Origin of the sequence: Sphingobacterium corticis (assembly GCF_042684745.1) — a bacterium.
Classification (GTDB): domain Bacteria; phylum Bacteroidota; class Bacteroidia; order Sphingobacteriales; family Sphingobacteriaceae; genus Sphingobacterium; species Sphingobacterium corticis.
The window spans coordinates 724,621-736,813 of sequence record NZ_JBHUMA010000004.1 but is presented as its reverse complement, the minus strand read 5'-3'; the positions used below and the strand labels follow the sequence as shown (position 1 = coordinate 736,813).

General features: G+C 43.6%; 10 protein-coding genes. 6 read left to right on the top strand and 4 right to left on the bottom strand.

Translation table 11 applies throughout. The features are described 5' to 3' along the window. Positions 1–149: 149 nt before the first annotated feature. Entirely contained in the window at positions 150–275 is a 126-nt protein-coding gene (locus ACFSQ3_RS04520) for a hypothetical protein (RefSeq protein WP_380867921.1), read from the top strand. Positions 276–371: 96 nt separating this feature from the next. Here ACFSQ3_RS04520 and groL read toward each other — a convergent pair whose 3' ends face one another. Next, positions 372–2,018 carry a chaperonin GroEL gene (gene groL, locus ACFSQ3_RS04515; protein ID WP_380867919.1) on the bottom strand — a complete coding sequence of 549 codons (1,647 nt, stop codon included), beginning with the start codon at positions 2,016–2,018 and terminating at the stop codon, positions 372–374. A gap of 41 nt (positions 2,019–2,059) precedes the next feature. Beyond that, the gene (locus tag ACFSQ3_RS04510) at positions 2,060–2,335 is read right to left on the bottom strand and encodes a co-chaperone GroES (protein ID WP_380867917.1); all 276 of its coding nucleotides are present in this window, start codon (positions 2,333–2,335) and stop codon (positions 2,060–2,062) included. Between the two features lie 197 nt (positions 2,336–2,532). Between ACFSQ3_RS04510 and dtd the strand changes: the two genes are divergently transcribed. Genes dtd through ggt form a run of 3 tightly spaced genes read left to right on the top strand, consistent with a single transcriptional unit; the run spans position 2,533 to position 5,051 of the window. Continuing rightward, on the top strand, positions 2,533–2,991 hold the full coding sequence (dtd, locus tag ACFSQ3_RS04505; RefSeq protein ID WP_380867914.1) for a D-aminoacyl-tRNA deacylase: 459 nt from the start codon (positions 2,533–2,535) through the stop codon (positions 2,989–2,991). Between the two features lie 17 nt (positions 2,992–3,008). Continuing rightward, a complete protein-coding gene (locus ACFSQ3_RS04500; protein WP_380867912.1) occupies positions 3,009–3,335 on the top strand; it encodes a nucleotide pyrophosphohydrolase in 327 nt (108 codons plus the stop codon). A gap of 12 nt (positions 3,336–3,347) precedes the next feature. Next, positions 3,348–5,051 (top strand): gamma-glutamyltransferase, encoded by a 1,704-nt coding sequence (ggt, locus tag ACFSQ3_RS04495; protein ID WP_380867909.1) that lies wholly within the window; start codon positions 3,348–3,350, stop codon positions 5,049–5,051. A gap of 654 nt (positions 5,052–5,705) precedes the next feature. On the opposite strand, the gene ACFSQ3_RS04490 is transcribed toward ggt, so the two are convergent. Beyond that, positions 5,706–6,893 carry a formimidoylglutamase gene (locus ACFSQ3_RS04490; RefSeq protein ID WP_380867907.1) on the bottom strand — a complete coding sequence of 396 codons (1,188 nt, stop codon included), beginning with the start codon at positions 6,891–6,893 and terminating at the stop codon, positions 5,706–5,708. Positions 6,894–7,018: 125 nt separating this feature from the next. Here ACFSQ3_RS04490 and ACFSQ3_RS04485 point away from each other — a divergent pair, with 125 nt between their 5' ends. Together ACFSQ3_RS04485 and ACFSQ3_RS04480 are read left to right on the top strand one after the other, a co-directional pair. Further along, positions 7,019–7,996 carry an NAD-dependent epimerase/dehydratase family protein gene (locus tag ACFSQ3_RS04485; protein ID WP_380867905.1) on the top strand — a complete coding sequence of 326 codons (978 nt, stop codon included), beginning with the start codon at positions 7,019–7,021 and terminating at the stop codon, positions 7,994–7,996. Positions 7,997–8,005: 9 nt separating this feature from the next. Beyond that, a complete protein-coding gene (locus tag ACFSQ3_RS04480) occupies positions 8,006–9,301 on the top strand; it encodes an HAD-IB family phosphatase (protein ID WP_380867903.1) in 1,296 nt (431 codons plus the stop codon). Position 9,302: 1 nt separating this feature from the next. On the opposite strand, the gene ACFSQ3_RS04475 is transcribed toward ACFSQ3_RS04480, so the two are convergent. After that, complete coding sequence (locus ACFSQ3_RS04475) at positions 9,303–12,191, bottom strand: DEAD/DEAH box helicase (protein ID WP_380867900.1); 2,889 nt, start codon at positions 12,189–12,191, stop codon at positions 9,303–9,305. Positions 12,192–12,193: the final 2 nt, after the last annotated feature.

Below are 12,193 nucleotides of genomic sequence, written 5' to 3'. Positions count from 1 at the left end.
TAAGAATAGCGGATTTTTACGATACACTGTAGGTTTGGGAATTGCTGAGTTCCAGTTCACGCATTAGTCAAGTTAATCGTATTTAGGCCGAAGGCTTTATATTAGAGCGGATTAACAGGTTTTATACTAAGCATTTCCGATACGGAAATATGATGCCATACAAACGTTTGCACTTGATGGGTCAATACGGTTTCCGAAAAAAAAATGAGGTTTTAGAAGGGATGAGCGAGGAGATGGTAAAATTCTTAAGTGTTAATGGTGTACACGTAATCTAGTAGGTCATGTCGTTCATATATGTTTCTAATTTTAACAAAAAACCCCGGATATCTTCTCAGACATCCGGGGTTCGTATTTAAATTTTAATTGTTGGCTTACATCATGCCGCCCATGCCACCTGGCATACCAGCAGGAGCGCCGCCGCCAGCAGCGCCAGCTTCTTCTGGCTCATCTGCCAATACACATTCTGTGGTCAACAACATAGAAGCTACAGAAGCAGCGTTTTCCAATGCTACACGAGAAACTTTAGTTGGATCGATAACACCAGCACCAATTAAGTTTTCGAACACATCTGTACGAGCATTGTAACCGAAATCTGCTGTTCCTTCTTTCACTTTCTGAACGATTACAGCACCTTCGATACCTGCGTTGAAACAGATTTGGCGAAGAGGTTCTTCAATCGCGCGACGGATAATGTCGATACCGATGTTCTCATCTTCGTTGTCGCCTTTAAGGTTTGCTAACGCTTCTGTAGCACGGATGAAAGCAACACCACCGCCAGCAACAATACCTTCTTCAACAGCAGCACGAGTTGCGTGCAATGCATCGTCAACGCGGTCTTTTTTCTCTTTCATTTCTACCTCGGTAGTTGCACCAACGTAAAGAACGGCAACACCACCAGAAAGTTTCGCTAAACGCTCTTGCAATTTCTCGCGATCGTAATCTGAAGTAGTCGTTTCGATTTGAGAACGAATTTGACCAACGCGAGCTTTAATATCTTCTGCGTTACCAGCACCGTTGATGATAATCGTGTTGTCTTTATCAATAGTTACTTTTTCTGCCTGACCAAGCAACTCTAATTCTGCACTTTCCAGTTTATTGCCTTTTTCGTCAGATGAAATAACTGCTCCACCAGTTAAAGTTGCTAAATCTTGTAACATCGCTTTACGGCGATCACCAAATCCTGGTGCTTTAACAGCAGCGATTTTTAAGGATCCACGAATTTTATTAACAACTAAAGTAGTTAATGCTTCACCATCTAAATCTTCCGCAATAATCAAAAGTGGTCGTCCCGTTTGTACTTGTTTCTCCAAGATTGGCAACAATTCTTTCATGCTGCTGATTTTCTTGTCGTAGATCAAGATGTATGGGTTTTCTAACTCAACTTCCATTTTCTCAGAATTCGTTACGAAATATGGAGATAAGTAGCCGCGGTCGAATTGCATACCTTCTACTGTTTTTACTTCAGTTTCAGTACCTTTTGCTTCTTCAACAGTGATTACACCATCGTTACCTACTTTTTCCATCGCTTCAGCGATCAACGAACCGATTACATCGTCATTGTTTGCAGAAATAGAAGCCACTTGTTTGATTTTGTTGTTGTCTTGACCAACTACTTGAGATTGTGATTTCAAGTTGCCAACAACTGCAGAAACTGCTTTATCGATACCGCGTTTCAAATCCATTGGATTCGCGCCAGCCGCTACCGATTTAATACCTGGAGCAACGATGGCTTGTGCCAATACAGTAGCCGTAGTTGTACCGTCACCAGCTTGATCAGCTGTTTTAGACGCTACTTCTTTCACCATCTGCGCACCCATGTTCTCCAACGCATCTTTCAATTCGATTTCTTTCGCTACAGTAACACCATCTTTAGTGATCGCAGGAGAACCAAATTTCTTTTCGATAATCACGTTACGACCTTTTGGTCCTAAAGTAACTTTAACCGCATTTGCTAACGTATCAACTCCTTTTTTAAGAGCTTCACGCGCTTCAACATTATATTTTACTTGTTTTGACATTGTCTATTCGTCTTAAACTTTAATAATCTATTAATCTAAACTTACAGTACCGCGTAAATATCCGACTCACGCATGATCAAATACTCTTTTCCTTCGTAGTTGATTTCTGTACCAGCATACTTACCGTACAATACTTTGTCGCCAACTTGTACTGTCAAAGGTTCTTCAGGTTTGCCTGAACCTACTGCTACGATGGTTCCTTGAGAAGGTTTTTCTTGTGCAGTTTCAGGAATGTAAATTCCTGACGCAGTTTTTGTCTCGACTGGTGCCGCCTCAACAACGACTCTGTCTCCGATAGGTTTGATACTTAAAGCCATAATTATCTTGTTTATTTTATGTTTTTTACGTTTACCCTTTTGGGGTAACACCAATTATGCCAAAGCAGGATTTGTATATTTTGGCGACAATTTTACATAAGCCCACCCAAATGATGACAGATTTCTGATCCGATCACGTGCCAAGCTGTCAGCATTTTGTCGTCCAACTTTTGCTGTAAATTCCCTAATTTTAGCGCATGAGAGCAGTTATTCAGCGCGTCAACTATGCAGGCTGTCGGGTAGGAGGTGACATCACCGGAGAAATACAGCAAGGTTTGTTGGTTTTATTGGGAGTGGAAGATGCCGATAGCGATGTGGATGCAGAATGGCTGGCAGCGAAAATCTGCAACATGCGGATTTTTTCGGATGAAGAAGGTTTGATGAATCGTTCGCTTATAGATGTCGATGGCGGATTATTATTGATTTCTCAGTTCACCTTATTTGCACAAACCAAAAAGGGAAACCGACCATCTTTTATCCGCGCGGCGAAACCGGATAAAGCCAAACCGATGTATGAGGGTATGATTAAGCACTGTTCGGCAATTTTGGGAAAGCCCGTAGAAGTTGGTGTTTTCGGTGCGGATATGAAAATTAATTTGGAGAACGACGGGCCGGTAACTATTATAATGAATACACAGGATAAAGACAATTTCTAAATCGACAATCAGGATATATGACTATTCAAGAAGCACAAGAAAAAGTAGATCAATGGATCAATACGACGGGAATTCGATATTTCAATGAATTGACGAATACCGCGATGCTGATGGAGGAGGTCGGCGAGGTGGCGCGCATTATGGCGAGGCAGTACGGCGAACAATCTTTCAAAAAGTCGGACGAAGATGTGAACTTGGCAGATGAGATGGCGGATGTGCTGTTTGTCCTGATATGTTTGGCCAATCAAACGGGGATTAGTTTAACCGATGCTTTGCACAAGAATTTGGAAAAGAAAACAAATCGCGATGCGGACCGTCATGCTAATAACGAAAAATTAAAATAATCACGAACAACCATGATATATAGAAAAATAGTAGCGCAGATGCTGATCGCTTTCTTGCTTTTCAGCGCATGCCAGAATACGGAACATGCACCAAAATCGGCGAATGATAATGAATTTGAACATGGTGCGGTCGTGACAGCGCATCCATTGGCTTCCGATGTCGGCGTACAGATTTTGAAAGACGGTGGAAATGCGATCGATGCAGCTATTGCGGTGCAATTCGCTTTGGCGGTGGTTTATCCGAATGCCGGAAATATTGGCGGTGGCGGATTCATGGTGTATCGGGGTGAGGATGGCGCGGTAGATGCATTGGACTATCGGGAAAAGGCACCTGCAAAGTCGGATAAGGATATGTATTTGGATTCTGCCGGAAATGCTATTACGGAGTTGAGCTTGGATGGTCAGTTGGCTGCCGGCGTTCCGGGAACAGTGGCCGGAATGGTTGCTGCGCATAAAAAATACGGATCGTTGGAATGGAAAACATTGGTTGCGCCTGCGATTAAATTAGCAAAAGAAGGATTCGCTATCACGAAAATGCAAGCGGATGAATTTAACAATCATCAAGAAAAGTTTGCGAAACTAAATCCGCAAGGTGCGGCGATCATTCGTCAAGAAGTTTGGAAAGAAGGCGATGTGTTTAAGCAAGAGGAATTAGCGAATACCTTGGAATTAGTTGCCGAGAAAGGGCGCGATGGCTTTTATAAAGGCGCAACGGCAGATTACATTGTGGAAGAAATGAGTCGTGGAAACGGAATTATGACCAAAAGCGATTTGGCCAATTATCAAGCGGTTTGGCGTAAGCCCGTTGAAGGCGAATACCGCAATCACCGTATTATTTCTATGCCGCCGCCATCAAGTGGTGGAGCCGCGCTTATTGCACTGTTGCAATCGGTGGAACCTTTTCCGTTGCAGCGCTGGGGTTTTCAGAGCGATTCGGCTGTTCGCGTGATTGTGGAAGCGGAGCGTCGCGTTTATGCGGATCGTGCAACGCACATGGGTGATCCGGATTTCCACCGCGTGCCGTTGAAGGAATTGATGGATGACCAGCGCAACAAAGCGCGCATGAAAGCGATTGATTTCAATAAAGCTACGCCAAGCAACGATGTTTCAGCGTCGGTTTTCGAAGGTTATGAATCGGAAGAAACCACACATTATTGCATCGTCGATAAAGCCGGAAATGCAGTTTCCATGACGACAACGTTGAACGGTTCGTACGGCGCAGGCGTTTGGGTAAAAGGCGCTGGATTTTTGTTGAATAACGAAATGGACGACTTTTCCGTGAAACCTGGTGTGCCCAATTTGTATGGTTTAGTCGGCGGAAAAGCGAATGCAATTGCACCCAACAAGCGAATGTTGAGTTCCATGACACCGACGATTGTAGAAAAGGATAACAAATTATTTATGGTAGTCGGAACGCCTGGAGGTTCTACGATTATCACTTCCGTTTTCCAAACGATTACGAATGTGATTGATTATGGCATGGATGCACAGAAATCAGTTTCTGCATCGCGTTTCCACCACCAATGGCTACCCGATCAAATCGATGTGGAAGATAATGCGATCAATGCAAATACCCGCAATAGCTTGAAGCTAAGTGGATACGAGATTGAAAAACGCGGAAATATCGGACGCGTAGAGAATATTATTGTATTGCCAAACGGAAAACTGCAAACCGGCGCCGATCCGCGTGGCGATGATGTAGCGAGGGGGTATTAAAGTGGTATGGAGATGTTAGTAGTTAGATGTTAGTATTGAGATATTAGTGGTTAGATATTAGATTTGGGTAGTGCGTATTGGGAGGACTTTACAATCACTAATCCGCTAAGGCGGCATTTTACGAAGATGGATGGCTGGCGGTTTAAAGATTAGCTACTTTAGCCCAACCTCGTCATTGCGCGGAGGTACGACAACCGCCGAAGGCAGCTTCGAAGAAAACCAATCATCTGACCATATTTTAAGATTCACGCACCCCAACATTGCTTCACCGCTCGTTCCTCGGGTTCGCAATGACGGGTAAAAGTCTTATTCCTTCTCTTAGCTGGATCTAAGTCAACTGACAAAATTATATTCTGTCAAGTCTAATCTAAATCATTTAACACAAACTTACGATGATGGCAAATAGTTTCGACCTAGCGTTCTGACTGTGGCCATCCGGACGAAAGAAATCCGTTGAGAACAAAAACCTGTCTGAGCGCAGCGAGTTTGTTTAGCTTCGCTCAGCACTTCGTGGTTTGCCAAACTTTTATCAAAAAAAGTTTGAAAAGATTGCTTCACCACTCGTCCCTCGGGTTCGCAAAGACGCGGTTTTGGATAGTAATCATAACAAATTACGTCACTGCGAGGAGGTACGACGCGGCAGTCTTACTTAACCTACTGCAACTTCTGATGGGTGCGCCACCAAAGATCAGGCATTTCGCCATCCACCGCTAATTGATAATCTTCATATCGGCAAGGCACTAGAAAGAAACGTTCATTCACGGATTTGCTACCGAAATAAGGAACCTGCATCCACCAGCGATCTGATTTTTTGCTTTTCACAAAAACCAATTCGTAATCATCGCTTTCCAGCGTGGTACGGTAAATAATGTAATTGGATTTTGGATACATCGGCGCATCGCCTTTACGGGAATAGAACCCATCCAAGAAGCACCAAATCATTTGGGCAACCAACATTGCGCTGTGTCCCATCGGATCGAATGTTGGGTTAAACTCGTAAAATCCTACGGACGAACATTTGTCGGACATTCCTGCATAACGAGCCAACTGGCAAGCTTCATCGCCATACAAGCCGTTTGGCGTAGCGTTCGCATTTCCTCCTGCTTCGGAAGCGCGAATCGCACCCATGTCGAAGCTAACCATATCCGCTGCGCGAATTAAAGGTTCCGATTGATCCAACTTGCCAGTTATTGCACCAATGCGCATCGTGTTAAAGAACAACTTATTATACATGTTGATCGATTCCTTACTCACTAAATACGTTTGATACGCGATGTTGCTTAAGCTAAATAAGTAATCCGGCTGATGCAGGATGATATGATTTAAATACGTATTTGAGTTTAGGGGAGTATGCTCGTCACTTTCCTGATCCAAATCGAATCGTGAATCAATCACCGCAACTTCCACTTTCTGTTCTAAGTTTTCGTAACCGGTGTACTGCGCGTAGGTTAGATCCTGTCCGCCACCGATGATAATCGGCACAATTTCTTTTTTTACTAATTCTTCTACTACATTCTTCAATGCAGCATACGTATCCTGAATGCGAGCTCCAGATTTGATGTTCCCCAAATCGGCAATTCGTAACGAATAATCGCCTTCATACAATGCATACAAATGCTCTCTCACTGCATCCGGTGCCTTCGCTGTTCCCCGATTATTTATTGATGCTCGATCTTCTTCTACGCCTACAATCGCTAGATGTGGTTTGGTTTCCACGTCATCTAAGTCCGGAAAACTTTGCTCATAACGCACGATAGTATTGCCAAGTTGGGATTGGAGGTAGTGCGGCGTAGACGTAATTTCCGTCAATGCGATTGGCTGAAAAAAATCTGCTAATGTCATGTATTGTTATATTTAGCACAAAGATGCATTTATTCCTTTGCTTTTTTGGCAGGAAATAAGCATTTGCATACCATGCAGAATTACTATACTTTTGAACAAAGCAATGTTAAACACCTAATTGGAGGATGATTTTAGTCACTGGCGGAACGGGTTTCTTGGGATCAGTATTGATCAAACAGCTAACGGATGCAGGTCACAGTGTGATCGCGATAAAGCGAGAGCAATCATTAATTCCGGAAGCGTTAAGGAGTTCGTCTTTGGTGCAATGGTTAGACGCCGATTTGAACGATTATTTTGCATTGGAAGAAGTGTTTGCGGGTATCACTCAAGTGTTTCACTGTGCAGCAAAGATATCTTCCCAACCTAGCGATGCCAAAGCGGTGTTTAAAGTAAATCGAGAAGGTACTGCGAACATCGTTAACCTTTGCTTGGAAAACAATGCTCGTTTGGTGCATGTAAGCTCCATCGCTGCGCTTGGACCTAATAAAAATGGGCAGCCTTTAAACGAAGAGGCAAAATGGGAAACGACCCGAAGAACGTCCGTGTATTCCCGGGCTAAACATGATGGGGAAATGGAAGTTTGGCGCGGTGTGGTGGAAGGATTGGATGCCGTCATTGTAAACCCATCCATTATCATGGGCGTTGGTTTAGGCACAGGAAAGGTAGCTGCTAATGCTATTTTTGATACAGTACTGAAAGGACTTAGCGTTTATCCGCAAGGATCTGTCGGTATCGTAGATGTAGAGGACGTTGCTTCGATGATGATGCAGTTAATGGATGCTGATGTGCATGGCGAGCGCTTCATCTTGAATAGTGAGAATGTTTCGTCAAAAAAACTGCTAGTTAGCATTAGCGAATTAATGGGCAAGTCGGCGCCGCGTATCGAGGCGGGGCGAACTTTGCTGTCTATAGCTTGGCGTTTGGCGAAAGTGAAAACGTGGTTCTCCGGACGACCATCGGCTTTGACTAAAGATGCGGCACGCGCAGCATCGGAAATGTTACAGTACGACAATTCCAAAATTTTGCAATTGACTGGTCATCAATTCCGTCCCGTTGCCGAAACCTTGAAAAATGTATATCAGGCGTATTACGCCCAAACATAAATATTTGCTGTGAAGAATTATTACATCATCGACTTCGATAGCACTTTCACGCAGGTGGAAGCGCTGGACGAGTTGGCCAGAATCTCTTTGGAAGGAAGTCCCGATCAAGAAACTGTTTACCGCGAAATCGAACGTTTTACCAACTTAGCGATGGAAGGAAAGATTTCTTTCCGCGAAAGTTTGACTGGACGTATTCGTTTGCTGAAAGCAAATAAACAACACTTGGATTTGTTGATTAAGCATCTGAAGAAGAAGGTTTCCAAATCTTTTGATCGTAATCGTGCTTTCTTTCAGGCGAATGCGGATACAGCTTGGATCGTTTCTGGTGGTTTTAAGGAATTCATCACGCCGGTGGTGGCGCCTTATGGCATCAAAACCGAAAATATTTATGCAAATACCTTCCTGTTCGATGAGGAAGGAAATATCACGGGGTACGACGACACAAACCCGCTTTCCGACGAAGGCGGAAAGGTGAAGTTGCTGAAAGAGCTGAATATTGAAGGCCGCATATTTGGTATCGGAGATGGTTATTCTGATTTCCAATTAAAGGAATCGGGTTTAATCGAGCGCTTTTACGCCTTCACCGAAAATATTGCGCGCAAGTCAGTTACCGAAAAGGCTGACCACGTAACGCCAAGCTTTGATGAGTTTCTGTACGTCAATGATTTGCCACGTGCGATATCATATCCTAAAAATCGCATCCTTTGTTTGGTGATTGGCGACGTGCCGAAAATCGCATCGGAAATATTAAAGAGCGATGGATTTTCTATTCGCATCAAAGATCAGTTTGAAGAAAAATATGTTAAAGATGTCGGTATGTTGCTGTTGGGGAACGATGTCGATATCGACGCGGATCAACTACGCAGAGCAAACAAGCTTAAAGTGGTCGGCTATTTAGGCGATGTGAAAGGACATGTTTCGCGGAGTTTATGTGCAGAAAACGGCGTGGTTATCTTCGATGATAAGCGCAATAAAAAGCGCAACGCCGAATTCATTCCACGTCGCATGGCGGATTTCATTAATAACGGCGATACGTATTTGAGCCGCAATTTTCCGCCTTTAACTCTACCCAAGTTAAAACGCGCGCATCGATTGATTCATATTCATAAAAATGTGCCGGGTGTGATGGCAAATATCAACGCCGTCTACGCAGAAAATGAGGTGAATATTTTTTCTCAGTTTCTGATGACCAAAGGTGATTTGGGATATGCGATTACCGATGTGGATGCGCATTACGATAAGGAAATGCTGAAGCAATTGAAAAGTGTCGAAAACACCATCAAGTTCCGTATTCTTTATAAATAGTTTACATCAATAATACGCTCAGATCCTCCTGAGTCAACGATTTTACAAAGCTTTCTTCTGTGGTAATCAATGCAGAAGAAAGCTTTTTCTTTCTATTCTGCAACGCTACAATTTTCTCTTCCACCGAATCTTTACTGATAAATCGATAAATAAAAACATTGCGTTTTTGTCCGATGCGATGACTGCGGTCAATGGCTTGTTGTTCGACGGCCGGATTCCACCACGGATCAAGGATAAAGACATAATCGGCTTCCGTCAAATTCAAACCTACACCGCCGGCTTTTATAGAAATCAAGAAGATGCGTGTGGACGAATCGTTTTTAAATTGATTCACCGCCGCTTCGCGATCTTTTGTACCACCATCGAGGTAAGCATATTTGACATTCCTCTTATCGAAATGCTGACGGAAAATATCGAGGTGTTTCACAAACTGCGAAAAGATCAAAATCTTGCTGTCTTCTGCATGCACGGACTCCAGCATTTCCAATACGGTGTCGAACTTACCTGATCCATCGGCATAATCTTCTTCCACCATTTGCGGATGATTGGCCAGTTGGCGTAGCTTCATCAAACCTTGCAATAAGGTGAGTTGATTGTGCTCGCCCGGTGCCGGACCGTCCAACAAAACGTTTCGATACGCTGACTTCGTTTTATCGTATAATTTCAGCTGCTTATCGTTCATCGGGCAATAAATAATCTGCTCGGTTTTCGATGGCAGCTCCGTCGCTACCTGATTTTTCGTTCGACGTAAAACAAAGGGCTTAATCATGGCCTGCAAGCGCTGCGCGCGATCTTCATCTTTCTTCTTCTCGATTGGAATAACAAATTCTTCCTGAAAATAACGATAGCTTCCTAGCAAGCCTGGATTCGTAAAATGCATTTGTGTCCAAAGATCAGCCACCGAGTTTTCGATCGGTGTTCCGCTTAACGCCAAGCGATGTTTACTCTTGAAATTCTTGATCGCTTTGAAAGATTTTGAACTCGGATTCTTGATATGTTGACTTTCGTCGAGAATGATATAATCGAAGAAAAACTTGCTGAACAAACCTTCATCACTTCGTGCAATACCGTAGGTCGTAATAATTAAATCGAAGTGACTGAAAGCAAAAGAATCTTTTGTTCGAGCGTATCCGGTATGGATGAGCACACGAAGCTTAGGCGCAAAACGCGCAGCCTCTTTTTGCCAATTGTACAGCAAGGAAGTTGGCAAAATCAGTAACGATGGAATGGCCGATTCGCCCGTTTGTCGGTTTTCTTTTTGTCGCTGCAAAAGTGCAATCGTCTGTACGGTTTTCCCCAAACCCATATCGTCGGCCAGAATTCCGCCAAAACGATATTGTTGCAAGAACTGAAACCAGTTGTAACCAGCCTGTTGATACGGACGTAGTTGGCCTTTGAATTGTTCCGGCGGAGGGACTTGTTCAATTTCTTCGAAACTATGCAACTTCTCCAATTTTCGTTGGAAAGAAACAATGGTGTGTTCGCTAATTTCCTGGAGAATGCCGACGTGCATTCTGCTCAATTTTAGTCCATCTTTATCGGTAGAAAAATGAAACAGGTGCTCATATTGCGCGAACCAAGCTTCAGGAATGATCGCAATCTCTCCATTCGGCAGTTTGAACTCCTGAACACGATTCAGGATATGATCACGCAGTTGAATAAACGGAATTTTGTAGGATCCAAAGGTGACGAAGGCTTTTAAGTCGAACCAGTCGTTTTGTTCTTCCACGCTCAGATCCAAGCTGGCCCTTCCCATGTAGAATTTCTTGCTTCCGGTCTGTTGCTCAATCTTAAAGCCTAATTCTTTCAATTGCTCAATATGTGTACTGATCCATTCTAGAGTGGAAACAGCGTGTCGAGAATTGGACGGAGGTGCCACGTCAAAGGAGCCGAACAAGCGATCTTTAGTTTGCAGCCCGAGCTCCGCCAAAATCGCTTCCTGCTTTTGTTCCCATTTTACGGAACGTTTTATTCTCGTAAATGTATATGCATCGGCAGCTTCATCGTGTTGTAAGTGCACCGTTACCGGGCGTTCGACGCTGGGTGGAAAATGATATTCGCCATATTGGAAGCTCAATTCGATTTGCGGTTGTTGGTCTTCCGCTCCGCGAATCGTCAGAATTGGTGTAGCTTCTTCTTTTAGGGTTTTAATTTCAAAACCTTCCGCATACACGTGGTGGCGCTCGATGAGATTCCCAACGAAAGTTTCGAAATACTTTTTTTCCGTGCTTCGTGGAACAGATATGTAACGCTTGTTTAAGAATGGGCTTAATTTTTTGCCATCCAGCGGTTGATCAAAATGATATAATGTGCCTTCAAGCAAAAGCCAAGCTTGTTCTTGCACGATCACTTCCGCATCCTTGAACATAAACTCCATGCGATGACCGCAGTATTTCAACGTCGGAAAATAGCGTGTTTCAGTTTCGTTTCTTCGAAAATGGAAGAGAACGGATGCCGGCTCGGTGGCCATATTTATTTGCTTTTCGGCCGGATAACCATCTTTCTTGCTCATTAAATAGAGCGGTTTGTCGGCAAGCTTCGCCAATACTTTCAATAAGCGCTGCTCAATTTTCGGTCTGATGAATTGAAAGATTTTCTGATCGAAATGTAGGCTGAAATAATCCGCAGGACGGATCGCTTTTTTGTGATAACGCTTAATGATGTTCGTTTGCTCGATTTCATCCAACAAGCCGATGATTTCCAAATCATCTGTAGAAAGCGAAGAAGCATATTCTTCCACCGTATTGCTGAATACCCGTTTGTAGGTGAGCGAAAGTGAACCATTTCCGTTTAATTGTACGACGTGCGGTTCAATCAGATAGCCCAAATACGGGTGCTCTCCTAAAGAATAGATCAGACGAAACGGAAGTGCGGAATCAACTTGCTGCATGG

Bases quoted from the DNA above. Each gene is read 5' to 3' on its own strand.
- ACFSQ3_RS04520 (WP_380867921.1), top strand. From the start codon at position 150: ATGATGCCATACAAACGTTTGCACTTGATGGGTCAATACGGTTTCCGA.
- groL (WP_380867919.1), bottom strand. From the start codon at position 2,018: ATGTCAAAACAAGTAAAATATAATGTTGAAGCGCGTGAAGCTCTTAAA.
- ACFSQ3_RS04510 (WP_380867917.1), bottom strand. From the start codon at position 2,335: ATGGCTTTAAGTATCAAACCTATCGGAGACAGAGTCGTTGTTGAGGCG.
- dtd (WP_380867914.1), top strand. From the start codon at position 2,533: ATGAGAGCAGTTATTCAGCGCGTCAACTATGCAGGCTGTCGGGTAGGA.
- ACFSQ3_RS04500 (WP_380867912.1), top strand. From the start codon at position 3,009: ATGACTATTCAAGAAGCACAAGAAAAAGTAGATCAATGGATCAATACG.
- ggt (WP_380867909.1), top strand. From the start codon at position 3,348: ATGATATATAGAAAAATAGTAGCGCAGATGCTGATCGCTTTCTTGCTT.
- ACFSQ3_RS04490 (WP_380867907.1), bottom strand. From the start codon at position 6,893: ATGACATTAGCAGATTTTTTTCAGCCAATCGCATTGACGGAAATTACG.
- ACFSQ3_RS04485 (WP_380867905.1), top strand. From the start codon at position 7,019: ATGATTTTAGTCACTGGCGGAACGGGTTTCTTGGGATCAGTATTGATC.
- ACFSQ3_RS04475 (WP_380867900.1), bottom strand. From the start codon at position 12,191: ATGCAGCAAGTTGATTCCGCACTTCCGTTTCGTCTGATCTATTCTTTA.